At 59.5% G+C, this 24,199-nt stretch carries 24 protein-coding genes; 15 read left to right on the top strand and 9 right to left on the bottom strand.

Annotated features, from left to right (window positions below):
• The first annotated feature begins 41 nt into the window (after window positions 1–41).
• Entirely contained in the window at window positions 42–1,577 is a 1,536-nt protein-coding gene (gene murJ, locus REA38_RS10355) for a murein biosynthesis integral membrane protein MurJ (RefSeq protein WP_033654412.1), read from the top strand.
• Between the two features lie 62 nt (window positions 1,578–1,639).
• Here murJ and argS read toward each other — a convergent pair whose 3' ends face one another.
• Window positions 1,640–3,370, bottom strand: coding sequence for an arginine--tRNA ligase (argS, locus tag REA38_RS10350; RefSeq protein ID WP_033634864.1), 1,731 nt, complete (start codon window positions 3,368–3,370; stop codon window positions 1,640–1,642).
• An 829-nt stretch (window positions 3,371–4,199) separates the two neighbouring features.
• On the opposite strand from argS, the gene REA38_RS10345 reads away from it, so the two are divergent.
• Window positions 4,200–4,766, top strand: coding sequence for a VOC family protein (locus REA38_RS10345; RefSeq protein WP_033647652.1), 567 nt, complete (start codon window positions 4,200–4,202; stop codon window positions 4,764–4,766).
• Here the strand turns inward: REA38_RS10345 and REA38_RS10340 are convergent.
• Window positions 4,763–5,911, bottom strand: coding sequence for a MalY/PatB family protein (locus REA38_RS10340; protein ID WP_074026455.1), 1,149 nt, complete (start codon window positions 5,909–5,911; stop codon window positions 4,763–4,765). The genes REA38_RS10345 and REA38_RS10340 overlap by 4 nt on opposite strands.
• Window positions 5,912–6,012: 101 nt before the next feature.
• On the opposite strand from REA38_RS10340, the gene cutC reads away from it, so the two are divergent.
• From cutC to REA38_RS10325, 3 genes are all read left to right on the top strand, one after another.
• A complete protein-coding gene (gene cutC / locus REA38_RS10335; RefSeq protein WP_033634860.1) occupies window positions 6,013–6,771 on the top strand; it encodes a copper homeostasis protein CutC in 759 nt (252 codons plus the stop codon).
• A gap of 428 nt (window positions 6,772–7,199) precedes the next feature.
• The gene (locus tag REA38_RS10330; RefSeq protein WP_033654407.1) at window positions 7,200–7,604 is read left to right on the top strand and encodes a hypothetical protein; all 405 of its coding nucleotides are present in this window, start codon (window positions 7,200–7,202) and stop codon (window positions 7,602–7,604) included.
• Window positions 7,601–9,433 (top strand): FKBP-type peptidyl-prolyl cis-trans isomerase N-terminal domain-containing protein, encoded by a 1,833-nt coding sequence (locus REA38_RS10325; RefSeq protein ID WP_308885826.1) that lies wholly within the window; start codon window positions 7,601–7,603, stop codon window positions 9,431–9,433. Before REA38_RS10330 ends, REA38_RS10325 begins: the two co-directional genes overlap by 4 nt.
• A 36-nt stretch (window positions 9,434–9,469) precedes the next feature.
• Here REA38_RS10325 and cmoB read toward each other — a convergent pair whose 3' ends face one another.
• The 5 genes from cmoB to REA38_RS10300 all read right to left on the bottom strand — a co-directional run bounded on the left by cmoB (window position 9,470) and on the right by REA38_RS10300 (window position 13,229).
• Window positions 9,470–10,441: a tRNA 5-methoxyuridine(34)/uridine 5-oxyacetic acid(34) synthase CmoB gene (cmoB, locus tag REA38_RS10320; protein ID WP_033634857.1), complete on the bottom strand. Its 972-nt coding sequence runs from the start codon at window positions 10,439–10,441 to the stop codon at window positions 9,470–9,472.
• Complete coding sequence (cmoA, locus tag REA38_RS10315; protein ID WP_033634856.1) at window positions 10,438–11,181, bottom strand: carboxy-S-adenosyl-L-methionine synthase CmoA; 744 nt, start codon at window positions 11,179–11,181, stop codon at window positions 10,438–10,440. Before cmoA ends, cmoB begins: the two co-directional genes overlap by 4 nt.
• A gap of 102 nt (window positions 11,182–11,283) precedes the next feature.
• On the bottom strand, window positions 11,284–11,679 hold the full coding sequence (locus tag REA38_RS10310) for an MAPEG family protein (RefSeq protein WP_004932387.1): 396 nt from the start codon (window positions 11,677–11,679) through the stop codon (window positions 11,284–11,286).
• A 102-nt stretch (window positions 11,680–11,781) separates the two neighbouring features.
• A complete protein-coding gene (locus REA38_RS10305) occupies window positions 11,782–12,597 on the bottom strand; it encodes a DUF72 domain-containing protein (protein ID WP_086581081.1) in 816 nt (271 codons plus the stop codon).
• A 53-nt stretch (window positions 12,598–12,650) separates the two neighbouring features.
• Window positions 12,651–13,229 (bottom strand): hydrolase, encoded by a 579-nt coding sequence (locus REA38_RS10300; protein WP_033638510.1) that lies wholly within the window; start codon window positions 13,227–13,229, stop codon window positions 12,651–12,653.
• Between the two features lie 215 nt (window positions 13,230–13,444).
• Between REA38_RS10300 and REA38_RS10295 the strand changes: the two genes are divergently transcribed.
• The 7 genes from REA38_RS10295 to ruvB all read left to right on the top strand — a co-directional run bounded on the left by REA38_RS10295 (window position 13,445) and on the right by ruvB (window position 19,073).
• The gene (locus tag REA38_RS10295) at window positions 13,445–13,675 is read left to right on the top strand and encodes a zinc ribbon domain-containing protein (RefSeq protein WP_320204121.1); all 231 of its coding nucleotides are present in this window, start codon (window positions 13,445–13,447) and stop codon (window positions 13,673–13,675) included.
• Between the two features lie 74 nt (window positions 13,676–13,749).
• A complete protein-coding gene (aspS, locus tag REA38_RS10290) occupies window positions 13,750–15,534 on the top strand; it encodes an aspartate--tRNA ligase (RefSeq protein WP_049196085.1) in 1,785 nt (594 codons plus the stop codon).
• Window positions 15,534–15,980 carry a dihydroneopterin triphosphate diphosphatase gene (gene nudB / locus REA38_RS10285; RefSeq protein ID WP_004932373.1) on the top strand — a complete coding sequence of 149 codons (447 nt, stop codon included), beginning with the start codon at window positions 15,534–15,536 and terminating at the stop codon, window positions 15,978–15,980. Before aspS ends, nudB begins: the two co-directional genes overlap by 1 nt.
• 19 nt (window positions 15,981–15,999) lie before the next feature.
• The gene (locus tag REA38_RS10280; protein ID WP_004932370.1) at window positions 16,000–16,743 is read left to right on the top strand and encodes a YebC/PmpR family DNA-binding transcriptional regulator; all 744 of its coding nucleotides are present in this window, start codon (window positions 16,000–16,002) and stop codon (window positions 16,741–16,743) included.
• Window positions 16,744–16,800: 57 nt separating this feature from the next.
• On the top strand, window positions 16,801–17,322 hold the full coding sequence (gene ruvC / locus REA38_RS10275; RefSeq protein ID WP_033634853.1) for a crossover junction endodeoxyribonuclease RuvC: 522 nt from the start codon (window positions 16,801–16,803) through the stop codon (window positions 17,320–17,322).
• A gap of 112 nt (window positions 17,323–17,434) precedes the next feature.
• Window positions 17,435–18,049 carry a Holliday junction branch migration protein RuvA gene (gene ruvA / locus REA38_RS10270; protein WP_033634852.1) on the top strand — a complete coding sequence of 205 codons (615 nt, stop codon included), beginning with the start codon at window positions 17,435–17,437 and terminating at the stop codon, window positions 18,047–18,049.
• 19 nt (window positions 18,050–18,068) lie between these two features.
• Window positions 18,069–19,073 carry a Holliday junction branch migration DNA helicase RuvB gene (gene ruvB, locus REA38_RS10265; protein ID WP_049196087.1) on the top strand — a complete coding sequence of 335 codons (1,005 nt, stop codon included), beginning with the start codon at window positions 18,069–18,071 and terminating at the stop codon, window positions 19,071–19,073.
• A 66-nt stretch (window positions 19,074–19,139) separates the two neighbouring features.
• Here the strand turns inward: ruvB and znuB are convergent, their stop codons facing one another.
• Window positions 19,140–19,925, bottom strand: a complete 786-nt coding sequence (znuB, locus tag REA38_RS10260) for a zinc ABC transporter permease subunit ZnuB (RefSeq protein WP_033634849.1) — start codon at window positions 19,923–19,925, stop codon at window positions 19,140–19,142.
• Window positions 19,922–20,680 (bottom strand): zinc ABC transporter ATP-binding protein ZnuC, encoded by a 759-nt coding sequence (gene znuC, locus REA38_RS10255; RefSeq protein ID WP_004932357.1) that lies wholly within the window; start codon window positions 20,678–20,680, stop codon window positions 19,922–19,924. Before znuC ends, znuB begins: the two co-directional genes overlap by 4 nt.
• A gap of 78 nt (window positions 20,681–20,758) precedes the next feature.
• On the opposite strand from znuC, the gene znuA reads away from it, so the two are divergent.
• The 3 genes from znuA to lpxM all read left to right on the top strand — a co-directional run bounded on the left by znuA (window position 20,759) and on the right by lpxM (window position 24,167).
• Window positions 20,759–21,703, top strand: coding sequence for a zinc ABC transporter substrate-binding protein ZnuA (znuA, locus tag REA38_RS10250; RefSeq protein WP_033654440.1), 945 nt, complete (start codon window positions 20,759–20,761; stop codon window positions 21,701–21,703).
• A 21-nt stretch (window positions 21,704–21,724) separates the two neighbouring features.
• A complete protein-coding gene (gene mepM / locus REA38_RS10245; protein ID WP_033634847.1) occupies window positions 21,725–23,047 on the top strand; it encodes a murein DD-endopeptidase MepM in 1,323 nt (440 codons plus the stop codon).
• A 151-nt stretch (window positions 23,048–23,198) separates the two neighbouring features.
• On the top strand, window positions 23,199–24,167 hold the full coding sequence (gene lpxM / locus REA38_RS10240) for a lauroyl-Kdo(2)-lipid IV(A) myristoyltransferase (RefSeq protein ID WP_033638507.1): 969 nt from the start codon (window positions 23,199–23,201) through the stop codon (window positions 24,165–24,167).
• The last annotated feature ends 32 nt before the right edge of the window (window positions 24,168–24,199 follow it).

Below are 24,199 nucleotides of genomic sequence, written 5' to 3'. Positions count from 1 at the left end.
GTTGCAGGCGTTGATATTTACGGTACCTATCAGACAACCACATGAACCTACTCAAATCCTTGGCTGCCGTCAGCTCGATGACGATGTTTTCGCGGGTGTTGGGCTTTGCCCGCGATGCGATCGTCGCGCGCGTGTTCGGGGCCGGCATGGCAACGGACGCCTTTTTCGTGGCGTTCAAACTCCCGAATCTGTTACGCCGTATCTTTGCCGAAGGGGCGTTTTCGCAGGCCTTCGTGCCGATCCTGGCCGAATACAAGAGCCAGCAGGGTGAAGAGGCGACGCGCACTTTTATTGCCTACGTCTCCGGGCTGCTGACGCTGGTGCTGGCGGTGGTGACGGTGCTGGGGATGCTGGCCGCGCCCTGGGTTATTTACATTACTGCGCCGGGCTTTACCGATACGCCCGACAAGTTTGCCCTGACGTCGGCGCTGCTGCGCATCACCTTCCCCTATATTTTGTTGATCTCACTGGCGTCGCTGGTGGGGGCGATCCTCAATACCTGGAACCGCTTCTCGATCCCGGCTTTTGCGCCAACGCTGCTTAACGTCAGCATGATCGGTTTCGCGCTGTTCGCCGCCCCGTATTTCAACCCGCCGGTGCTGGCGCTGGCCTGGGCGGTGGTGGTGGGCGGCGTGCTGCAGCTGGGTTATCAGCTGCCGCATCTGCGCAAGATAGGCATGCTGGTGCTGCCGCGCCTCAAGCTGGGCGATGCCGGGGTCTGGCGAGTGATGCGCCAGATGGGGCCGGCGATCCTCGGGGTGTCTGTGAGCCAAATCTCGCTGATCATCAACACCATTTTCGCTTCGTTCCTGGTGTCCGGCTCGGTGTCCTGGATGTACTACGCCGACCGCCTGATGGAGTTTCCCTCCGGCGTGCTGGGCGTGGCGCTGGGCACCATCCTGCTGCCGTCGCTGGCCAAAAGCTTCTCGAGCGGCAACCATGACGAGTACTCGCGCCTGATGGATTGGGGGCTGCGCCTGTGCTTCCTGCTGGCGTTGCCGAGCGCCATCGCGCTCGGCATTTTGGCCAAGCCGTTGACCGTTTCGCTGTTCCAGTACGGCAAGTTCAGCGCCTTTGACGCGGCGATGACGCAACGCGCGCTGGTGGCTTACTCGGTTGGGCTGATGGGGTTGATCGTGGTTAAAGTGCTGGCGCCGGGCTTCTATTCGCGGCAGGACATTAAAACGCCGGTCAAGATCGCCATCATCACGCTGATTATGACGCAGGTGATGAACCTGGCGTTTATTGGCCCGCTGAAGCATGCCGGCCTGGCGCTGTCGATCGGTTTGGCGGCCTGCCTGAACGCCTCGCTGCTGTATTGGCAGCTGCGCAAGCAGAAGATCTTCCAGCCGCAGCCGGGTTGGGCGCTGTTCCTTACCAAGCTGGTGATCGCCGTGCTGGTGATGTCGGCGGTGCTGATTGGCGTGATGTGGCTGATGCCGGCCTGGGATCAGGGCAATATGCTGGAACGTTTGCTGCGTTTGGCTGCGGTGGTGGTGGCCGGTGTGGTGGCCTACTTTGGCGTGCTGGTAGGGTTGGGCTTCCGCCCGCGCGACTTTGCGCGCCGCGCCGCCTGAGCCGAAAGCAAGAACAAAAAAAGGTCGCTCAGGCGACCTTTTTGCTTTCCGCGCGGTGCGGTTTACATGCGTTCGACGGTTTCGATGCCCAGCGTATCCAGACCGGTTTTCAGCGTTTTCGAGGTCAGCAGCGCCAGCTTCAGGCGGCTCTGACGCGCTTCTTCGCTGTCGGCGTTCAGGATCTGGCAGTGCTCGTAGAAACCGGAGAACAAGCCGGCCAGATCGTACAGGTAACTGCACATGACGTGAGGCGTGCCTTCACGCGCGACGGTGGTGAGCACCTCTTCGAACTGCAGCAGGCGGGTAGCCAGCGCAATTTCACGCTCTTCGGTCAGCGTCAGCGGCAGCGTCAGGCTGCTTTCGTCGATCCCGGCGCGCTTGAATACCGATGCCACGCGGGTATAGGCGTATTGCATATAAGGCGCGGTATTGCCTTCGAAGGCCAGCATGTTATCCCAGTCGAAGACATAGTCGGTGGTGCGGCTTTTCGACAAATCGGCGTATTTCACCGCGCCGATGCCGACCACGCGGGCCACGGTCTTCATTTCGTCTTGCGGCATGTCCGGGTTTTTGCCGGCGATCAGCTGTTCGGCGCGTTCGATGGCCTCATCCAACAGATCGGAGAGCTTCACCGTACCGCCCGAGCGGGTTTTGAACGGCTTGCCGTCTTTGCCCAGCATCATGCCGAACATGTGGTGTTCCAGCGAGACGGACTCCGGCACGTAACCGGCCTTGCGCACGATGGTCCAGGCCTGCATCAGGTGCTGATGCTGACGGGAGTCGATGTAATACAGCACGCGATTGGCGCCCAGGGTTTCGTAGCGGTACTTGGCGCAGGCGATATCGGTGGTGGTGTAGAGATAGCCGCCATCCTTTTTCTGGATGATGACGCCCATCGGATCGCCGTCCTTGTTCTGGTATTCGTCGAGGAACACCACGGTGGCACCTTCGCTTTCCACCGCCAGCCCTTTGGCTTTCAGATCGGCGACGATGCCCGGCAGCATCGCGTTATACAGGCTTTCGCCCATCACGTCGTCTTCGGTCAGCGTGACGTTCAGGCGGTTATAGGTCAGCTGGTTTTGCGCCATGGTGATGTCGACCAGCTTGCGCCACATTTTCAGGCAGTACTGATCGCCGCCCTGCAGCTTGACGACGTAAGCGCGCGCGCGCTCGGCGAACTCGGCGTCTTCGTCGTAATGCTTCTTGGCTTCGCGATAGAACTGTTCCAAATCGGACAGGCCCATGTCGCTGGCGTTTTCGTTCTGCATTTTTTCTAGGTAGGCAATCAGCATGCCGAACTGGGTGCCCCAGTCGCCGACGTGGTTGGCGCGGATCACTTTATGGCCCAGAAACTCCTGGGTACGCGCCGCGGCGTCGCCGATGATGGTGGAGCGCAGATGGCCGACGTGCATCTCTTTCGCCACGTTCGGCGCGGAGTAGTCGATAACGATGGTTTGCGGCTCAACCGGCGCAATGCCCAGTTTCGGTGCGTTCAGCACCTGGTCGGCCTGGCGGGCGACCCAGTCGCTGTTCAGGAAAATGTTGATAAAGCCGGGACCGGCGATTTCCACTTTACCGGCGACGTCGCCGAGATCCAGAAGTTGCACCACTTTTTCCGCCAGCTGCCGGGGCGGCATGCCCAGCTTTTTGGCGACGGACATCACGCCGTTGGCCTGGTAATCACCAAACTGCGCCTTGGCGGAAGGGCGGACCTGCGCTTCGCAATCGGCTGGCGCGCCAGCGGCGATCAGCGCCTGGCTGACTTTATCTGAAAGAAGAACCTGAATATTCACCGGGTTACCTTAATGACGAACGAGGGGCTGAAGCCAGCCCCTGTGGGATTCAACGGTGGCGGGCGCGATGGGCGACCGCCACAAAACAGCCTGCAATTGTAACCGATCTGACGGAGTCCGTCAGCAGTTGGCGCGGCCGCTGCGATGAAACAGTTGTCGGGTGCGGCGCGTTGATTGCCGGAAGGTGAAAAGCGGAATGAGCTGAACGGAATGTACGGAGGGGAGAGTTGCGAAGCTAGCGCTTTTTATTGCGGCGACCGGCATCCAGCGTGTTGACGCTGCGTGATTTGAAATGACGGTAGATGGCGTATACGGCGATAATTATCAACACCAAGGATATCGTCAGCAATAACATAATGATCATCTCGAATTTAAATTTCCTCCAAAGTAGCCGAGTTGTCTTGGTGAATCAATTGTCTGGGGTTAAATTAAGATAATCCTTAGCTTTTAATCAATTAATGCGTTTTATTTTCTTTTTTTTACAATGGGTTGTGATTGCGGATTTGTGCGGCATTGATAAGTGAGTCGTTTTGATTAAACCCAGCGATTCAATCGGCTTGACCAATGGCCTGCAGAGGATTTTGTGCAAAATAACTTAAATCATAGCGTCATAAAGAAAAGGTATAATGTCTTGCGAAAAATCTTATTTTTTATTTTTCCGTTGATTTAATAAGCTGTCACCTTAATAAAAATCCGGCTTTTATTCTCCCTGTTCGCAACCAAAAATCATGTTGAACTGCCGCCGAAAAACCTCGCAACGCTGGCGAGCGCTGTCGCCAGCGTGTAAATTACGGCGTTTAACTTTGCGCCCCGTTGTTTTGAGGTTCCTATGACCACTCCCTTGCAGGCCATTGCCGAGCTTGACGATCTGAAGCTCGACCTGCCGCGTTTCGAACAGGCGTTGCACCAATTTGCCGCCAAATTGCGGCTTGATCTGTCCGCGTTTACCGCCGATCACATCTCTCTGCGCTGTCACCAGAACGCCACCGCCGAGCGCTGGCGCCAGGGGCTGATGCAGTGCGGGACACTGCTGTCCGAATCGATGATCAACGGGCGGCCTATCTGTCTGTTCGACTTGTCTCAGCCGCTGGCCGTTGGGCCATGGCGGATAGACTGCATCGAACTGCCGTATCCGGGGGAGAAACGCTATCCGCACGAAGGCTGGGAACACGTCGAATTAGTGCTCAGTGGCGATCCGCAGACGCTGTACGCCCGGGCGTTGAGCCACCTGGCCGATGAAGCGTTGCTGGCGCCGGGGATCAAGCTGAAGCAAAGCTCGCCAAAAGGCGAGGGCGAACGGCTGCCGAACCCGACGCTGGCCATCACCGACGGAACGGTCACGATCAAGTTTCATCCTTATTCCATTCGAGACATCGTCGCCAGCGAACAAGGTTAGCCAGGCAGTGCCGCACAGGCTCGCGCCATGCGATCGAGCGCTTCATCGAGCAGGGCCCATCGGCAACCAAAGTTAAGCCGCACAAAGCGCCGATCGCCAAAGTCCAAACCGGCGCTTAGCCCAACGCCCGCACGTTCGAAGAACTGATGCGGGTTATCCACCGGCAACGCGCTGCAGTCTATCCAGGCCAGGTAGGTGGCCTCGACAGGCAGCAACGTCAATCCCGGCATGGCGTTGATACGCTTTATCAGCCGATCGCGATTGGCGCGCAGATAAATCAACTGCTCATCCAGCCAGGGTTGCCCGTATTGATAAGCCGCCTGCGCCGCCACCAGCGCCAACAGATTGACCTCCGGGACAATACCGCTGCGCGCACGTTTCAGCTTTTGTCGCAACGCTTCGTTGGGAACGATCGCCATCGAGGCGCCGAGCCCGGCGAGATTAAACGTTTTTGACGGCGACATCAGCGTCACGCTGCGTTGGGCCGCATCGTCATTCAGGGTGGCGAAAGGGATATGCCGCACGCCGGGCTCAAGCAGCAGTTCGCAGTGGATCTCATCCGAACAGACGATTAAATCGTGTTCGCGAGCGAACTGATGGTGCTGCAACAGTTCATCCCGGCGATAAACGGTGCCACCGGGATTCTGCGGGTTGCACAGCAACAGGAGTTTCTCGTTGCCGCTCAGCCGATCATGCAGCGAGGAAAAATCCAGCACCCAGCGTTGGCCGGTCGCCTTCAGCGGCACCGCGAGGTGCTTGCGCCCGGCGAATTTGGCCGCTTTGCGAAACGGCGGATAAATGGGAGAGGGGGCCAGCGTGCTCTGGTGTTCTTCGGTGCAGGCGCGCACGCACAGGTTCAGGCCGCACACCAGCCCAGGCAGGAAAATGATCCATTCGGGCTTGATGTGCCAACCGTAGCGCTCTACCATGCGGCGGGTAAAAACCTCAATAAGATCAGGGGATGGGTGAGTGTAGCCGAATACGCCGTGCGCCACGCGGCGCTGCAGGGCTTCGATCACCGCCGGCGGTGAGGTGAAATCGCTGTCGGCGACCCAAAGCGGGATGATGTCGCGGTCGCGATATTTATCCCACTTAACGCTGTCACTGTGACTGCGGTCTACCCATTGATCAAAATTGAATGCCATAGTTACAACCCTGAGCCGGTTTATGCCTATGCATGAGCCTACGTGAGAAATGAAGAAATGAACAATTGCCGCCGTATGTTGGCCGTTATCTGGGGGTGACAATGATAAAACTGGAAGTTTGTTGCTTTAGCGTCGACTGTGCGCTGACGGCCGAACGGGCGGGCGCCGATCGCATTGAGTTGTGCGCCAGCCAGAGCGAGGGGGGATTGACGCCGAGCTATGGCACGCTGCGTCTGGCGCGCGAGCGGGTTTCGATCCCGGTGCATCCGATCGTTCGCCCTCGCGGTGGCGATTTCTGCTACGGCGCGGTGGATTTCGAGGTGATCAAACAGGATCTTCGCCAGATCCGCGAGATGGGGTTCCCCGGCGTAGTGGTCGGCATGCTGGACGAAGAAGGGCACATCGATCTGCCGCGCATGCGCGAAGTGATGAGGCTGTGCGAGGGCATGGCGGTGACGTTCCATCGCGCGTTCGACATGTGCCAGAACCCGATGGTGGCGTTGGAGCAACTGAGCGAGCTGGGCGTGGCGCGCATTCTGACCTCCGGCCAGCAGCAGAGCGCCGAACTGGGCCTGCCGTTGCTGCGCGATTTGCGCCAGGCCAGTCAGGGCCCGGTAATCATGGCGGGTGCCGGCGTGCGCCTCAGCAATCTGCACAAATTTGTCGATATTGGCCTGCATGAACTGCACAGCTCTTCCGGTCACCTGGTGCCGTCGACCATGCGTTACCGCAAGGCGGGCGTCACCATGTGCTCCGATAACGAGTTTGACGAATTTAGCCATTATTGCGTGGATGGCGAAATGGTGGAGGCGATGAAAAACGCGCTGGCCTTGGTTGATCCCCTGGCGCAAAGCGCATAAACACGCAGCTAACCGCGTTTGACAACCGGTTTCCGGGCCGTAAGACCCCTTTGCGTGTCACTGAGCCCTCGGCGATCACGCAAGTACCAGGCCCCGGCGTTTTGCCGGGGCTTTTTTTATGTCTTGCGAAGACGCGGTGCCCGTTTCACGCTGTTTCTCTGTCGCACTGCCCCCCATCTCTTCTTGCGCTCATCATGCCCTGCTGATAAGTTTGTGAGTTAAAATCATTTAAATATCATAATATTAAATGATTTTTTGGTATGCATTTTCGTGGTGAATGATTTGCGCTCTGCCGCTCATCGCCACGTCTGCATTTTCATACCCGTTCATCGCCGGCCTATGGCCGGAACATCACAGCATTAATGAGGAGAGCCGTCGATGCAGCCGCGGAGCGCGTTGGCGGCGGACTTAACAAGGAGATAACGATAATGACCCGAACGGCACACTGTTTGACCGCTGCGCTTTTGCTGACCTTGACCCTGAGCGGCTGCCAGACCGCCAAGCGGCCTGTTTCTACATTAAGTAAGCCGCCCAGCGCAGAAGACATTGCGGAACAAGACAAGCGGCAGCGTGAAGCCGAGCGTATACAGCAGTGCCAGCGCGAGTTGGATGCCATGCGCGGCATGGATAACGAAAAATACCAAAAATTCAAACGTGAATTCGATACCTTGATGGGCGGCGCCGCGCAGTATGCCGGGGTACGCCAGCGGGTCAACACGGGCACGCAGGAAACCGTCGACGCCCTGTATCGTTATCGCACCAGCCGTCTGTGCGCAGACATCAGTTCTGCCATGATGACCGGCCTGGCTGAGCGCGGAGAGCGCGCCCAATGACCCCTCGTGCGAGAAAGGCATTACTGAGCCTGATGATACCGCTGGCGTTTGCGCCAGCGATGGCCGCAGCGGATGACGATGTGCCGGCATTACTGCAGTTCGCCGAGCGCTACCAGCGGCAGGACGCACCGGCAGCTGACGCCGCGGTTACTCCCTCCCGGGAAACCCAAAAGTCGGCGCCCCGGCCGGTTCAACTGCGTGAAACGAGCTCGCAGAGAAAGCAACTGGCGCAGTTGCAAAAGACGCTGCGCGAGAAAGAGGCTCGATTGGAGCAACAGCAAACCGCTATTCAATCACTGCAGCAGGAGCTGACCGCGTTGCGGGTTGCGTCGTCCCTGACGGCTGCCGATAAACCGACAGCTGCTCCCGATCTGAGCGCGTTGAGCGACTTCGCCAGCGGCGTGCGACGGGCGCTGAACCTGACGCCGCAGGAGCGCAAGGCTCAGGCGCAGATCGCCGAGACGCAGGCAGCGTTAGCGCAGGAAAAACAACAAACCGAGGAGCGCGATCGGCGTATCGCCTTGCTGGAACAACGGCTGGCGGCGTTGCCTGAACAGGCGGATAACGCCTGGCAGGAGAAACTGACGGCGGCGCAGACCGCCAACGATAAAGCGCGCCAGCGTTATGAGCAGGACAAACAAGCGGCCGCCGCTGAGCTGGCGCAACAGAAGGCCGAAGCCGCCAAGGCGACGGGCGAACTTCAGCAGCAGCTGGCACTGCGGCAGAAAGAGCTGGATGAACAACGCCAACAGGCCGAGCGGCAAGAGAAAAGCCTGAAAACGGCGCTGGAACAGCAAAAGGCCGAAGCCGCCAAGGCGACGGGTGAACTTCAGCAACAGCTGGCGCAGCTACAGAAAGAGCGTGATGGTCAACGCCAACAGGCTGAGCAGCAAGAGAAAAGCCTGAAGACGGCGCTGGCGCAGCAAAAGGCTGAAGCCGTCAAGGCGACGGGCGAACTTCAGCAACAGCTGGCGCAGCTACAGGAAAAAAACAAGACGCAAGCCGAGCAGGCGAAGGCATTGGCGCAGCGGCTGGCAACGGCGGTGGCGGAAAGCGAAAAATCAACGCTGCAACTGGCGAAAACGACGGAGCAGGCGAAAAAAAACGCATTGGCGCTAGCGGACGCCAACCAAACGCAGCAGGCATTGCGTGAGGAGCTGGATGGGCTGCGCTCTCGCGCCAAATGGCTGCCGGATGCGCAGGCGCTCGGGAAAAAGCCGGCGCAACAGAGCTATGCTGCCGGTGTCGCTTTGGGGCGCGATATTCAAACGATGCTGGCGGAGCGTAAAAATTGGGGTATCAATCCCGATAAAACCGTGCTGCTGGCGGGCGTGATCGATACCTTCAACGGCCATTACCAGCTAAGCGATGCGCAGTTGACCCGCGCGCTGGCGGAGTCGGAAAAAGCGGTGAACGACGCCCGGAACCAGGCAGCGAAGGTGCAAACCAGCAAGGGCGAGGCGTTCGTCACCGAGTTTAAAAAGAAAAAGGGCACGCAGAAGTCGCCTTCCGGTTTCTGGTATCGCATCGAGTATACGGGTGATGAAGCCATTAAGGAAAACGCGCGGGTGGACATCGTGGTGAAGGAAAGTTTAACCGACGGCAGCGTGATTCAGGATATGGATCGCAGTGGGAAGGTGATGTCACAGCCGCTCTCTGCCTATCCGCCGTTGTTCCGCGAGGCGATCGGCCATCTGAAAAATCATGGTTCGCTGACGATGGTGGTGCCGCCGGCGTTGGCGTACGGTGAAACGGGCTATGCGCCGCAGATCCCGCCGAACGCGACCATGGTGTATGAGCTGCGGATTGTCGATGTCAACAACGGGTAACGTCGGGCCGGCCCAGGCCGGCCCGATTAGCGAGCGCTAGGGCTTTTTGGCGGTCAGCACGGCGCGCAGGGGCGCCGGATAGCCTTCGATCGTTTTGCTGCGATCGTTCGGATCGAGGAATTCGGCCAGTGATTCGCTGGTCATCCAGCCGGTGCGGCGCTGCTCTTCGAGGCTGGTGACGCACATATCGGCGATCTTCACGTCGACGAAGCCGCACTTCTCCAACCAACATTTCAGCGCCTCGGCGGAAGGGATGAAATACACATTGCGCATCTGCGCATAACGATCGCCCGGCACCAGCACCTGGTGACGATCGCCTTCCACCACCAGCGTTTCCAGCACCAGTTCACCTTCAGCCACCAGCTGGTTTTTCAACTGATACAGATGATCGAGCGGCGAGCGGCGGTGATACAGCACCCCCATCGAGAACACGGTGTCGAATGCCGCCAATTCCGGCAACTGCTCGATGCCGAGCGGCAGCAGGTGGGCGCGCTGATCGCCGCCTAATAGCTTGCGCACCGCTTCGAACTGACACAGGAACAGCTGCATCGGATCGATGCCGACGGCGAGGTGTGCGCCGGCGCCAATCATGCGCCACAGGTGATAACCGCTGCCGCAGCCGACGTCGAGAATGGTGCGGCCGGCCAGCGGAGAAATGTGCGGCAGCACGCGATCCCACTTCCAGTCGGAATGCCATTCGGTATCGATATCGATGCCATACAGCGAGAACGGCCCTTTACGCCATGGCATCAGGGTGCGCAGCATTTTCTCGATGCCTTCAAGCTGGCCCGGCGACAGGCCCGGCTCCATCTCGGCGCGCACGCCGTGCAGCAGATCGAGACGGGTTGGGGTCAGCGTCGGCAAATGCTCGACCGAGTTGAACCACTGTTTGAATTTGCCGTGCAGCGATTCGCGTTGCCAGGCGCTCAGCTGCGCAGGCAGCGTGTCCAGCCAATGGCTGAGGGGGCTTTTGGCGATGCGTTGATAGAAATCACCGAACTCGATCATTGCGCATCCCCCGCTTTCAGGGCGATCAGCGAACCGAAGTTGAAGCATTGGAACCACACTTCGGCATGCTCGAATCCGGCCTGTTGCAGGCGCGCCTTGTGCGCTTCCACCGAGTCGGTGAGCATCACGTTTTCCAGCATGCTGCGTTTTTGGCTGATCTCCAGCTCGCTGTACCCGTTGGCGCGTTTGAAATCGTGGTGCATGTTGAATAGCAGCTCGCCGACTTCAGCGTCCTCAAAGCTGAACTTCTCCGACAGCACCAGTGCGCCGCCCGGGCGCAGGCCACGATAGATTTTCTCCAGCAGACGCAGGCGATCGGCCGGTTCGAGGAACTGCAGCGTAAAGTTCAGTACCACCATCGAGGCGTTCTCGATCTCGATGTCGCGAATGTCGGCTTCGATGACATCGACCGGCGTGTCGGCGCGGAAGGCATCGATATGGCGGCGGCAACGTTCCACCATCGCCGGCGAATTGTCGACGGCGACGATATTGCAGCCGGGCACCTTGATATTCCGCCGCATCGACAGCGTCGCCGCACCCAGCGAGCAGCCCAGGTCATACACCCGGCTGTCGGGTTGCACAAAGCGCTCGGCCAGCATGCCGATCATCGAGATGATGTTGGAATAGCCGGGAACGGAGCGTTGGATCATGTCGGGGAACACTTCGGCGACGCGTTCGTCAAAGGTCCAGTCGCCCAGTTTGGCGATGGGGGCGGAAAAAAGGGTATCGCGGTTTGGCATAGCGGCAAATCAGTTCAGAATTCGAAGCTGCGTAGTCTAACAGAAAAGCGCAAAAAAGCGGAGCGGAAGCAGGCGGCGCGGCCGCCTGATGATAAAACGAGATCAGTGCAGGCTGAAAATCAGATCCCAGGGCAGATAGAAGATATTTGCCAGAACCATCAACAACAAAGAGATATAGGTCGCGGCCATGCCCGAACGGCGCCAGCGAACCTCGCGGTTGCGTAAACCGTAGTAATGCACCAGTCGCCCGGCCATCAGCATCAGGCCGCAAAGGTGAATCATCCAGATTTCCGCGCCGTTCATTTCCATAATCACCAGCAAGACGGCAGCAATCGGAATGTATTCAACGGCATTGCCATGCACGCGGATGGCGGTCTGCAATTCGTAGAAACCGCCGTCGCCATAGGCTACGCGGTACTGCATCCTTAATCTGACTACGTCATAAGAGAGTTTGATCAACAACAATGCGCCGAGCACCACATAAAGCGCGCTTACCATTTTTAACTCCGTTCCCTAACCAAAACTGGCAGCCAGCATCATAGCCGTCATTGTATTCACTGTCGCGGGGAAATATTTGATGTTATTGGTCAGATTAATAGGTCAAAACAGTGCATCTTGTTCTGGCCAGTCCGGCGGCGCAGGCAAATCGGGGATCGCCAGCCTTAGCTGCTGCCAAATTTTTTGCGCCTGCTGGGGCGAATCGCCGTTGTCCGGCGTATGAATAAACAGATAGGGCTGATGCTGTTGCTGCCACAGCGGTAGTTTTTGCTGCCAGGCCTCGAACCAGCGCAGGTTGTCGGCCAATTGGTCACCGCCTATAAAGCGCACCAGCGGTTGGTCGGCGGTGACCAGAGCGTGCACCGGCAGCTTCGGCTTTTTCTGCTGGGCATCGCGCACGGCGGCGGTGTTGGGGGCGGCGTGATGCACCGGGCGGCTGTCGAGGATCACCCGATTGATGCCGCGCTGGTGCAATCCCTGATTCAGCGCACGCTCTTCCTCGCCCTTGGCGAAAAACGCCGGATGACGCACTTCTACGCCGTAGGTGAATTCCTTCGGCAGGCTTGCGAAGAACTGCCACATGCGCGGCAGCTCATCGGGGCCGAAGGCGGCGGGCAACTGCAGCCACAGTTGGCCGATGCGTTGATGCACCGGGCTCAGGCAGTGGTAAAACGCCTGCAGCTCGGCGGCGCAGTTGCGCAGGGCGGCCTTGTGGCTGATGTCCGACGGGAATTTGAAGCAGAAGCGAAAATCGTCACCGGTCATGTCGCGCCAGCGCTGCACGATTTCCAGCTTCGGCAGCGCGTAGAAGGTGGTATTGCCTTCCACGCAGTTGAAATAGCGGCTGTAATCCGCCAAATCACGCAGCCCGATGCGATTCCAGGCTGCATGTTGCCATTGCGGCAGTCCGATGTAGATCACGGCGTCGTCTTCCTTTACTTGTCCTTGGCTTATCAGGCTACAACTTAACGTTACCGCTCGAGCGCGGCAAGAATTTCGCCGGTGTCGCGCACCCGCGCCAAACGCGGGAAGATGTGTTCGAACGCGAAACGGTGCATTTCCGCGTTCTGCGCGCTGCAGACATCTTCGGCGATCACCAGCTCATAGCCATGCTCCCAGGCGGCGCGGGCGGTGGATTCCACGCCGATATTGGTGGATATGCCGCCCAATACCACGGATTTGATGCCGCGGCGGCGCAGCTGCAAATCCAGATCGGTGCCGTAGAAGGCGCCCCATTGGCGCTTGATGACCAGAATATCGCTGTCGCAGACCGCCAGCGGCGCGGGGAATTCCCACCAACTGGCCGGCAAGCCGCCGGCGGGCGCGGGAGCCGGCTTGTCCACCGGCTGTTTCAGCGCTTCGGCGAAGGAGTCTGACCAGCCGACGCGCACCAGCAGCACCGGCGCGCCCAGCAGACGAAAACGGGCGGCCAGCAGGGCGGCGTTCGCTACCACCTGGTCGGCGCTGTGCGGGCCGCCGGCGTAGGGCAGAATGCCGTTTTGCAAATCGATCAGCACCAGAGCGGTGGTTTGGGCGTCAAGTTTCAGCATGGATTTCATCTCGTTGCAAAGTGGATAAAAACTGATCGGCGCGCCGGGCGAGCTGCGTTCGGCGCAAAACCGGGGGAGAATCAGGCTACGTGAAAAAACTGCCGCAGGTTAATGGGAAATTTGTTAACCGATGTGTTGATTCGAGCAAAAACGCGCCATTTAGTGCAGTAACAATGCTGTGTTCGCACTTATCGGGCGGATGAATTTCCTTTATAATGACTCCCTTTTTTCAACACTCTTTAATCCAACGACCTATGCCGATTTATGAATATGCATGTGGTGCTTGCAACCATCGGTTAGAGAAATTGCAAAAATTTTCCGATGCGCCGCTGGCAGACTGCCCGGCGTGTGGGCAGCCCGCGTTGACCAAGTTGATTTCATCCTCCGGTTTCCAGCTTAAGGGCACCGGCTGGTATGCGACGGATTTTAAACCGGGTAACAAGTAGAATTTATCAGATAACAGCCGCGCGACAGGGGCGCAGTAGCCCGGCGCGGCATCGGCTGTGTAAAAGGATAGCGTATGCGTACTGAATATTGCGGGCAGTTGAATCTGTCCCACGTGGGCCAGGAAGTCACTCTGTGTGGTTGGGTCAATCGTCGTCGCGATCTCGGCGGCCTGATCTTTATTGATATGCGCGACCGCGAAGGCATCGTGCAGGTGTTCTTCGATCCGGACCAGAAAATGGCGTTCGACAAGGCCTACGACCTGCGCAATGAGTTCTGCATCCAGATCGTCGGCACCGTGCGTGCGCGTCCGGACAGCCAGATCAATAAAGATATGGCTACCGGCGAAGTGGAAGTGTTCGCCCACGCGCTGGAGATCATCAACCGCTCCGAGCCGCTGCCGCTGGACTCCAATCAGGTCAACAGCGAAGAAGCGCGCCTGAAATACCGCTACCTGGATCTGCGCCGCCCGGAAATGGCCGAGCGTCTGAAGACCCGCGCCAAAATCACCAGCTTCGTGCGCCGCTTCATGGACAGCCACGGCTTCCTCGATATCGAAACGCCGATGCTGACCAAGGCGACGCCGGAAGGCGCCCGCGATTACCTGGTGCCGAGCCGTGTACACAAGGGCAAATTCTACGCGCTGCCGCAGTCCCCGCAGCTGTTCAAACAGCTGCTGATGATGTCCGGCTTCGATCGTTACTACCAGATCGTCAAATGCTTCCGCGACGAAGACCTGCGTGCGGACCGTCAGCCTGAATTCACCCAGATCGACGTCGAAACCTCCTTCATGACCGCCGATCAGGTGCGTGAAGTGATGGAGAAGTTGGCGCGCGAACTGTGGCTGGACGTGAAGGGCGTGGATCTGGGCGATTTCCCGGTCATGACCTTCGCCGAAGCGATGCGTCGCTTTGGCTCCGACAAGCCGGACCTGCGTAACCCGCTGGAGCTGGTGGACGTGGCCGACCTGGTCAAAGACGTCGAGTTTAAAGTCTTCTCCGGCCCAGCCAACGACGCCAAAGGCCGCGTGGCGGCGATCCGCGTACCGGGCGGCGCGCAGCTGACCCGCAAGCAGATCGACGAGTACGGCGCTTTCGTCAATATCTACGGCGCCAAAGGCCTGGCGTGGCTGAAGGTCAACGACCGCGCCGCCGGCATGGAAGGCGTGCAGAGCCCGATCGCCAAATTCCTCAGCGCAGACGTGCTGGAAGGCATCCTGGCGCGCACCGATGCGCAGACCGGCGATATCCTGTTCTTCGGCGCCGACAGCGTCAAGATTGTCACCGATGCGATGGGCGCGCTGCGCCTGAAGCTGGGGCGCGATCTGGCGCTGACCCAACTCGACAGCTGGGCACCGCTGTGGGTGGTTGACTTCCCGATGTTCGAAGAAGACGACGAGGGCGGCCTGGCGGCCATGCACCACCCGTTCACCTCGCCACGCGACATGAGCCCGGAAGAGCTGGCGGCAGCGCCGGTCAACGCCATCGCCAACGCCTATGACATGGTGATCAACGGTTACGAAGTGGGCGGCGGTTCGGTGCGTATCCACCGTAGCGAAATGCAGCAGACGGTGTTCAGCATTCTGGGCATTAACGAACACGAACAGCGCGAGAAGTTCGGCTTCCTGCTGGACGCGCTGAAGTACGGTACGCCGCCGCACGCCGGCCTGGCCTTCGGCCTGGATCGTCTGGTGATGCTGTTGACCGGCACCGACAACATCCGCGACGTCATCGCCTTCCCGAAAACCACCGCGGCGGCCTGTCTGATGACCGACGCGCCGAGCTTCGCCAACCCGGCTGCGCTGCAGGAGCTGGCGATCAGCGTGGTAAAGAAAGCCGGTGCGGAACAAGAGAGCGAGTGATGAGTTACAAGCGCCCTGAATCTATCCTGGTAGTGATTTACGCGAAATCCAGTGGTCGGGTGCTGATGTTACAGCGGCGCGACGATACCGAGTTCTGGCAGTCGGTCACCGGCAGCCTGGAACAGGATGAGTCGCCACCGCATGCCGCGCGGCGTGAAGTCATGGAAGAAGTCGGCATCGATATCGAAGCAGAGCACCTGCCGTTGTTCGATTGCCAGCGCTGCGTGGAGTTTGAACTCTTTGTCCATTTGCGACATCGCTATGCGCCGGGAACCACGCGCAATAAAGAGCACTGGTTCTGTCTGGCGTTGCCCGAGGAGCGCGATCCGGTGATTACCGAGCATCACGCTTACCAATGGCTTGAGGCGGCCGAGGCCGTGAAGTTGACCAAGTCGTGGAGCAATCAGCAGGCGATTGAAGAGTTCGTGATCAATTCAGTCCAGTAGTTTTTTTCGGAGATTTTTTATGGCAGGTCATAGTAAGTGGGCCAACACAAAGCACCGTAAAGCGGCGCAGGACGCCAAGCGCGGTAAAATTTTCACCAAGATTATTCGTGAGCTGGTCACGGCCGCCAAGCTGGGCGGTGGCGATCCGGATTCCAACCCGCGTCTGCGCGCGGCGATGGACAAGGCGCTGTCGAACAACATGACGCGCGACACCATGAACCGTGCGATTGCGCGCGGCGTGGGCGGCGATGATGATACCAATATGGAAACCATCATCTATGAAGGTTACGGCCCTGGCGGCACCGCCGTGATGATCGAATGCCTGAGCGACAACCGCAACCGCACCGTGGCGGAAGTGCGCCACGCCTTCACCAAATGCGGCGGTAACCTCGGCACCGACGGTTCCGTGGCTTACCTGTTCACCAAGAAGGGCGTGATCACCTACGCACCGGGCCTGGATGAAGACAGCGTGATGGAAGCGGCGCTGGAAGCCGGTGCGGAAGACATCGTGACCTATGACGACGGCGCCATCGACGTGTTCACCGCCTGGGAAAGCCTGGGCGCGGTGAAAGACGCGCTGACCGCGGCGGGCTTCGAAGCCGAAGCGGCGGAAGTGTCGATGATCCCATCGACCAAGGCCGACATGGACGCGGAAACCGCGCCTAAGCTGCTGCGCCTGATCGACATGCTGGAAGACTGCGACGACGTGCAGGAAGTTTACCATAACGGTGAAATCTCCGACGAAGTGGCGGCGACGCTGTAATCCGGTAAAACGGGCGCCGCCGTTCGGCGGCGCCGTGCATGCAAGGTGGATGTAGATATGGCGATCATACTCGGTATCGATCCCGGCTCACGCGTCACCGGCTATGGCCTTATCCGCCAGCAGGGGCGTCAGTTGAGCTATATTGCCAGCGGCTGCATCCGCACGGTGGTGGACGACATGCCGACGCGGCTGAAGCTGATTTACGCCGGCGTCAGCGAGATCATCACCCAGTTTCAGCCCGACTTCTTCGCCGTCGAACAGGTGTTTATGGCCAAGAACCCGGACTCGGCGCTCAAGCTCGGCCAGGCGCGCGGCGTCGCGATCGTCGCGGCGGTGAATCAGAATCTGGAAGTGTTCGAGTATGCGGCGCGGCAGGTCAAACAGACCGTGGTCGGCACCGGCGCGGCCGAAAAGGCGCAGGTACAGCACATGGTGCGCTCGCTGCTCAAACTCTCGGCCAACCCGCAGGCGGACGCCGCCGATGCCCTGGCCATCGCCATTACCCACTGCCACCTCAGCCAGAACGTACTGCGGATGAGCGAAGGGCGGTTGAACCTGGCGCGCGGGCGTTTGCGCTGACGCAAAGCGATGATTGCTCAGGCTGGATATTCATCCAGCCTTTTTTATGTTATAAGCTTTACCAGCAACGGCATGGCAGGGCGCCATGCCCGGTCATTCTGCAGGAGGGTAAATGATAGGTCGTCTCAGAGGAAATATTCTGGAAAAGCAGCCGCCGCTGGTGTTACTGGAGGCGAACGGCGTGGGCTATGAGGTACACATGCCGATGACCTGCTTTTACGAGCTGCCGGAACTGGGGCAAGAGGCCATCGTGTTTACCCACTTCGTGGTGCGTGAAGACGCGCAGCTGCTGTACGGTTTCAACGACAAGCAGGAACGCGCGCTGTTCCGCGAGCTGATCAAGGTCAACGGCGTCGGGCCGAAACTGGCGTTGGCGATCCTGTCGGGCATGTCCGCGCAGCAGTTCGTCAGCGCGGTGGAGCGCGAAGAGATCACCGCGCTGGTCAAGCTGCCGGGCGTAGGCAAGAAAACCGCCGAGCGCCTGGTGGTAGAGATGAAAGACCGCTTCAAAGGGCTGAACGGCGATCTGTTCAACAGCAGCAGCGAGATCAGCCTGCCGTCCGCCGCCGCCAACGCGCCGGAAGCGGACGCAGAAGCCGAAGCTGTCTCGGCGTTGGTGGCGCTGGGCTATAAGCCGCAGGAAGCCAGCCGCATGATCAGCAAAATTGCCAAACCGGGCGCCGACTGCGAGACCCTGATCCGCGACGCGCTGCGCGCGGCTTTGTAAGGCCGCTAAGAGGTAGATAATGATTGAAGCCGATCGCCTGATCTCCGCCGAACCGATCAACGAGGAAGAAGTCCTCGATCGCGCCATTCGTCCCAAGCTGTTGACCGAATACGTTGGCCAGCCGCACGTGCGCGAGCAGATGGAGATTTTCATCCAGGCGGCCAAGCAGCGCGGCGACGCGCTCGACCATCTGCTGATCTTCGGCCCGCCGGGCCTGGGGAAAACCACCCTGGCCAACATCGTGGCCAACGAAATGGGCGTGAATTTGCGCACCACCTCCGGCCCGGTGCTGGAGAAGGCGGGCGATCTGGCGGCGATGCTGACCAACCTCGAACCGCACGACGTGTTGTTCATCGACGAAATCCACCGTTTATCTCCGGTGGTGGAAGAGGTGCTGTATCCGGCGATGGAAGACTATCAGCTGGATATCATGATCGGCGAAGGGCCGGCGGCGCGTTCGATTAAGCTCGATCTGCCGCCGTTTACCTTGGTGGGCGCCACCACCCGCGCCGGCTCGCTGACCTCGCCGCTGCGCGATCGCTTCGGCATTGTCCAGCGGCTGGAGTTTTATCAGGTGGCGGATCTGCAGCACATCGTCTCGCGCAGCGCCGGCTGCCTGGGGCTGGACCTGTCCGACGAGGGCGCCCATGAAGTGGCTCGCCGTGCGCGCGGTACGCCGCGTATCGCCAACCGCCTGTTGCGCCGGGTGCGCGACTTTGCCGAGGTGCGCGCCAACGGCGTGATCAGCGGCGCGGTGGCGGCGCAGGCGCTCGATATGCTCAACGTCGATGCCGAAGGTTTCGACTATATGGATCGCAAGCTGCTGCTGGCGATTATCGACAAGTTTACCGGCGGCCCGGTCGGGCTGGACAACCTGGCGGCGGCGATCGGCGAAGAGCGCGAAACCATCGAGGACGTGATCGAGCCGTTCCTGATTCAGCAGGGCTTTATCCAGCGCACGCCGCGCGGCCGTTTGGCGACCCAGCATGCCTACCGGCATTTCGGGCTGGAACGCGAAGCATAAGTTTGCCATCCTCCATACAAAAGGGCCGCATCTGCGGCCCTCGTCATATTCTGGTTCTGGCTTCAATCAAGCCTGCTGTTTTTTGAACAGGCTCAGCGTGAACAGCACGGCGGCGCAGAGCACTACCGAAGGGCCGGCCGGCGTATCGTAACACGCCGAGAAAGTCAGGCCGCCGGTGACGGCCACCATGCCGAGCAGCACCGCGACGCCGGCCATCTGTTCCGGCGTGCGCGCGAAGCGGCGAGCGGTGGCTGCGGGAATGATCAGCAGCGAAGTGATGATCAGCGCGCCGACGAATTTCATCGCCAGGCCGATGGTCAACGCGGTCACCAGCATCAGCACGGTGCGCGCCCGCGCCAGATTGACGCCGTCGACGTGCGCCAGCTCCGGGCTGATGGTCATCGACAGCAGATCGCGCCACTGCCACCACAGCACCAACAGCACCACGGCGACGCCGCCGGCGATCATCAGGATATCGCTCAGCGTAACCGACAGCAGATCGCCGAACAGGTAGGCCATCAGATCGACCCGCACGTTGGACATCAGCGCCACCACCACCAGCCCCAGCGACAGGGCGCTGTGGGCCAGAATGCCGAGCAGGGTATCCACCGAAAGCTGCGGGCGGCGTTCCAGCCATACCAGGGCCAGAGCCAGCAGCAGCGTAATGGCGATCACCGCATAGAAAGGATTGATGTCGAGCAGCAGACCAAAGGCGACGCCGAGCAGCGAGGCATGCGCCAGGGTATCGCCAAAGTAGGACATGCGGCGCCAGACCACGAAGGAGCCCAGCGGCCCGGCGGCGCCGGCCAACAACACGCCGGCCAGCCAACCGGGAAGTAACAGTTCGATCATGCTTCGCGGCTCCCGGTTTTCTTCAAGACAATTCTTCCCTGCAGGTCGTGGCGGTGATTGTGATGGTGGCGATACACCGCCAGTTGCTCTGCGCCGCGATTGCCGAACATGGCGATGAATTCGGGATGCATCGACACCACTTCCGGCGCCCCTGAGCAGCAGATGTGCTGATTGAGGCACAAGACCTCGTCGGTTTTCGCCATCACCAGATGCAGATCGTGCGACACCATCAGCACGGCGCAGCCGAGCTCTTTACGCAGTTGATCGATCAGATCGTAGAGCGCCAGCTGACCGTTGACGTCCACTCCCTGCGTGGGTTCGTCCAGCACCAGCAGCTGCGGTTTGTTCAACAGCGCTCGCGCCAGCAGCACGCGTTGGTTTTCACCGCCGGAGAGCTTTTGCATCGGCTGGTCGAGCAGGTGGGCGGCGTGCACGCGCTTGAGCGCCGGCAGAATGTCGGCTTTCTTGACGCCGGGCTTGAGGCGCATAAAGCGGCTGACGGTCAGCGGCAGGGTGGCGTCAAGATGCAGCTTTTGCGGCACGTAGCCGATGCGCAGATCGGGCTCACGCTCCAGCGTGCCGGCGGTCGGTTTGACCAATCCCAACACTACGCGCACCAGCGTAGACTTGCCCGCGCCGTTCGGGCCCAGCAGCGTGAGAATACGGCCGGGTTGCAGGCTGAGGGAAATGTTCGACAGCACCTTGCGGCTGCCGAAGGCGACGGAGATATTTTTTAGCGTTATCAGTGTAGACATCTCGAGATTACAGGTTGCAGAACGAAGCGAATGTTATAATATCACGCCTTGTTGATGAAAACGATGGGATTACTGATGATGGCAAAGAAAAATAAATGGCTGCAGCGCACGCTGCTGGCCAGCGCACTGTTGATGGCCGGCCCGCTGAGCAGCGCTTCCGCGGCGGTGGTGACCTCGATTCGTCCGTTGGGCTTTATCGCTTCGGCCATCGCCGACGGCGTGACGCCGACCGAAGTGTTGCTGCCGGATGGCGCTTCACCGCACGATTTTGCGTTGCGTCCTTCCGATATCCAGCGCTTGCGTTCCGCGGACCTGGTGCTGTGGGTTGGGCCGGATATGGAGGCGTTCCTGAATAAGGCGCTGGTGCCGATCTCGGCGACCCGAAAGCTGGCCATCAGCGAACTGCCGGCGGTGAAGCCGCTGCTGATGAAAGGCGAAGAGGACGACGATCATGATCATGCAGGCGAAGCGCATAACCATGCCGATGACGATCATGGGCATCATCACGGCGAGTACAATATGCACGTTTGGTTGTCGCCGGAGATAGCAAAAGTGACCGCGATCGCGATTCACGACAGATTGTTGGAACTTATGCCGCAAAATAAGGACAAATTAGACGCAAACCTGCGCCAGTTCGAGAATCTGCTGACGCAAACTGACAAAAATGTTGGTAACATGCTTACGCCTGTGCAAGGTAAGGGTTATTTTGTTTTTCATGATGCTTACGGCTACTTTGAGAAACACTACGGTTTGAGTCCGCTGGGCCATTTCACCGTCAATCCCGAAATTCAGCCTGGAGCACAGCGCCTACACCAAATTCGAACACAGTTGGTTGAGCAGAAAGCGGTATGCGTTTTTGCTGAGCCACAATTCAGGCCGGCCGTAATCAATGCCGTCGCCAAGGGTACCAAAGTGCGTTCCGGAACGCTGGACCCGCTGGGCGTCGGCATCGCGCTGGGGAAGGACAGCTACGGGAAATTCCTGACTCAGCTGTCAAACCAGTACGTGAGCTGCCTGAAGTAAAGCTTATGAGGATAATATCGAGTGCAGCAGATAGTCCGAACTATCGCTCTGGCGTATAACAACCTGCCACGGCCCCACCGCGTCATGCTGGGGTCGCTGACAGTCGTCACATTGGCCGTCGCTGTTTGGCGGCCTTTTGTTTACCACCCAGAACACAACCCCATTGCCAAGAGCGTCGAGTTAGAATCCAGCCAGATGCGGTCATTGCTCCCCGAAGCCAGTGAGCCGATTGATGCCGACCAACCCACCCCCGATGACGAAATCCCGCAGGATGAGCTGGATCAGAAAGACGCCGGCGACGATGGCGTGCATGAATATGTGGTTTCCACCGGCGACACCCTCGGCAGCATTCTGACGCAATATGGCATCGATATGTCGGATGTCACGCTGCTGGCCTCGCAAAACCGCGATCTGCGTAATCTGAAGATCGGCCAACAGCTGTCGTGGACCGTGAACGATGCGGGCGATCTGCAGCAGTTGACCTGGGAAGTTTCCCGCCGCGAAACCCGCACCTATGACCGCGTCGGCAACAGCTTCAAAGAGTCGAAAGAGGCGCAGCAGGGCGAATGGCGCAACAACGTGATCAGCGGCCGGGTCAACGGCAGCTTCGTCAGCAGCGCCGGCGACGCCGGGCTGAGCCGTAACGAAATCAACTCGGTGATTAAGGCGCTGCAGTGGCAGCTCGATTTCCGCAAGCTGCGCAAAGGCGACCAGTTCTCCGTGCTGATGTCGCGCGAGCATTTCGACGGCAAGAAATCGCAAAGCCAGCTGCTGGGCGTGCGTTTGCGCACCGGCGGCAAGGATTACTACGCGATCCGCGCCGAAGACGGCAAATTCTACGATCGCCAGGGCTCAGGCCTGGCGCGCGGCTTCATGCGTTTCCCGACCATGAAACAGTTCCGCATCTCCTCCAACTTCAACCCGCGCCGCGTGAACCCGGTGACCGGCCGCGTGGCGCCGCACAAAGGCGTCGATTTTGCCATGCCGGTCGGCACGCCGGTGCTGGCGGTCGGCGACGGTGAAGTGGTGATCGCCAAACGCAGCGGCGCAGCGGGCAACTATGTGGCGATCCGCCACGGTCGTCAGTACACCACGCGTTATATGCACCTGAAAAAGCTGCTGGTGAAACCGGGCCAGAAGGTGAAACGCGGCGATCGCATTGCGCTCTCTGGCAACACCGGCCGCTCCACCGGGCCGCACCTGCACTTTGAACTGTGGACCGGCCAACAGGCGGTGAACCCGCTGACGGCCAAGCTGCCGCGTTCCGAAGGGCTGAGCGGCAAAGATCGCAGCGATTATCTGGCGCAGGTGAAGGAAGTGGTTCCTCAACTGCAGTTGGATTAACGCCCGCCCTTTTTCCGGCGCTTCGGCGCCGCTAATTTCATCGGCCTGATTGCGGGCCGATGCTGTTTTATCTGGGCGGTTCGCGGTTGTTAATTGCAAAATCGGTGATGGCAATTATGATTAGCCGAATCGCTAAGCTAAGAGCATGTGCATGCAAAACGAGAAGAAATCGAACGTAGAGTTCATCCCGCAGTTTCAAAAAGCCTTTTTATATCCGCGCTACTGGGGCGTGTGGTTGGGAACCGGCCTGATGGCCGGCATTTCGCTGGTGCCCGCGCGCCTGCGCGATCCGGTGCTGGGTGCGGTCGGCAAACTGGCCGGCAAGCTGGCGAAGGGCGCGCGCCGTCGTGCCCGCATCAACCTGCTGTATTGCTTGCCGGGGCTGCCGGAAAGCGACCGCGAGCACATTATCGACCAGATGTTCGCCTGTGCGCCGCAGTCGATGGTGCTGATGGCTGAGCTGGCTTGCACCAAGCCCGAGAAAGTGCTCAAGCGCGTGCGTTGGCACGGTGAAGAGGTGTTGGACAAAATCCGGGCGGAAGGGCGCAACGTGATTTTCCTGGTGCCTCACGGCTGGGCGGTGGATGTGCCGGCGATGCTGATGGCCGCGCGCGGCCAACCGATGGCGGCGATGTTCCACAACCAGCGTAATCAGCTGATCGACTACCTGTGGAACGCCGTGCGGCGTAAATTCGGCGGCCGCATGCACGCGCGCAACGACGGCATCAAACCGTTTATCAGTTCGGTGCGGCAGGGGTATTGGGGTTACTATCTGCCCGATCAGGATCACGGCGCCGAGCACAGCGAGTTCGTCGATTTCTTCGCCACCTATAAGGCGACGCTGCCGGCGGTGGGGCGGCTGATGAAGGTGTGTCGCGCGGCGATCGTGCCTTTGTTCCCGGTGTACGACGGCAAAACCAGCATGCTGGATATTTATATTCGCGAGCCGATGGACGATCTGGCCGAAGCCGACGATCCGCGCATTGCCCGCCGCATGAATGAAGAAGTGGAAAATCTGGTGGGCCCGAATCCAGAGCAGTATACCTGGATCCTCAAACTGCTGAAGACGCGCAAGGAAGGGGAGATTGAACCTTACTCGCGCGACGATCTGTATCGTTAATCCTTTCTGCCGCTAACGCCGGCCGGGCCGCA

The sequence above is a fragment of the Serratia sp. MF1(2023) genome, assembly GCF_030954545.1.
In the GTDB taxonomy this organism is placed as follows: domain Bacteria; phylum Pseudomonadota; class Gammaproteobacteria; order Enterobacterales; family Enterobacteriaceae; genus Serratia; species Serratia sarumanii.
Note: the sequence above shows the minus strand (reverse complement) of the source record. Positions and strands in the feature narration are given on the sequence as shown.

Bases quoted from the DNA above. Each gene is read 5' to 3' on its own strand.
- znuC (WP_004932357.1), bottom strand. From the start codon at position 20,680: ATGTCTACACTGATAACGCTAAAAAATATCTCCGTCGCCTTCGGCAGC.
- aspS (WP_049196085.1), top strand. From the start codon at position 13,750: ATGCGTACTGAATATTGCGGGCAGTTGAATCTGTCCCACGTGGGCCAG.
- znuA (WP_033654440.1), top strand. From the start codon at position 20,759: ATGGCAAAGAAAAATAAATGGCTGCAGCGCACGCTGCTGGCCAGCGCA.
- REA38_RS10300 (WP_033638510.1), bottom strand. From the start codon at position 13,229: ATGCTGAAACTTGACGCCCAAACCACCGCTCTGGTGCTGATCGATTTG.
- ruvB (WP_049196087.1), top strand. From the start codon at position 18,069: ATGATTGAAGCCGATCGCCTGATCTCCGCCGAACCGATCAACGAGGAA.
- znuB (WP_033634849.1), bottom strand. From the start codon at position 19,925: ATGATCGAACTGTTACTTCCCGGTTGGCTGGCCGGCGTGTTGTTGGCC.
- REA38_RS10340 (WP_074026455.1), bottom strand. From the start codon at position 5,911: ATGGCATTCAATTTTGATCAATGGGTAGACCGCAGTCACAGTGACAGC.
- nudB (WP_004932373.1), top strand. From the start codon at position 15,534: ATGAGTTACAAGCGCCCTGAATCTATCCTGGTAGTGATTTACGCGAAA.
- lpxM (WP_033638507.1), top strand. From the start codon at position 23,199: ATGCAAAACGAGAAGAAATCGAACGTAGAGTTCATCCCGCAGTTTCAA.
- REA38_RS10330 (WP_033654407.1), top strand. From the start codon at position 7,200: ATGACCCGAACGGCACACTGTTTGACCGCTGCGCTTTTGCTGACCTTG.
- REA38_RS10280 (WP_004932370.1), top strand. From the start codon at position 16,000: ATGGCAGGTCATAGTAAGTGGGCCAACACAAAGCACCGTAAAGCGGCG.
- ruvC (WP_033634853.1), top strand. From the start codon at position 16,801: ATGGCGATCATACTCGGTATCGATCCCGGCTCACGCGTCACCGGCTAT.
- murJ (WP_033654412.1), top strand. From the start codon at position 42: ATGAACCTACTCAAATCCTTGGCTGCCGTCAGCTCGATGACGATGTTT.
- REA38_RS10310 (WP_004932387.1), bottom strand. From the start codon at position 11,679: ATGGTAAGCGCGCTTTATGTGGTGCTCGGCGCATTGTTGTTGATCAAA.
- REA38_RS10325 (WP_308885826.1), top strand. From the start codon at position 7,601: ATGACCCCTCGTGCGAGAAAGGCATTACTGAGCCTGATGATACCGCTG.
- REA38_RS10345 (WP_033647652.1), top strand. From the start codon at position 4,200: ATGACCACTCCCTTGCAGGCCATTGCCGAGCTTGACGATCTGAAGCTC.
- cutC (WP_033634860.1), top strand. From the start codon at position 6,013: ATGATAAAACTGGAAGTTTGTTGCTTTAGCGTCGACTGTGCGCTGACG.
- cmoA (WP_033634856.1), bottom strand. From the start codon at position 11,181: ATGCCAAACCGCGATACCCTTTTTTCCGCCCCCATCGCCAAACTGGGC.
- cmoB (WP_033634857.1), bottom strand. From the start codon at position 10,441: ATGATCGAGTTCGGTGATTTCTATCAACGCATCGCCAAAAGCCCCCTC.
- REA38_RS10295 (WP_320204121.1), top strand. From the start codon at position 13,445: ATGACTCCCTTTTTTCAACACTCTTTAATCCAACGACCTATGCCGATT.
- ruvA (WP_033634852.1), top strand. From the start codon at position 17,435: ATGATAGGTCGTCTCAGAGGAAATATTCTGGAAAAGCAGCCGCCGCTG.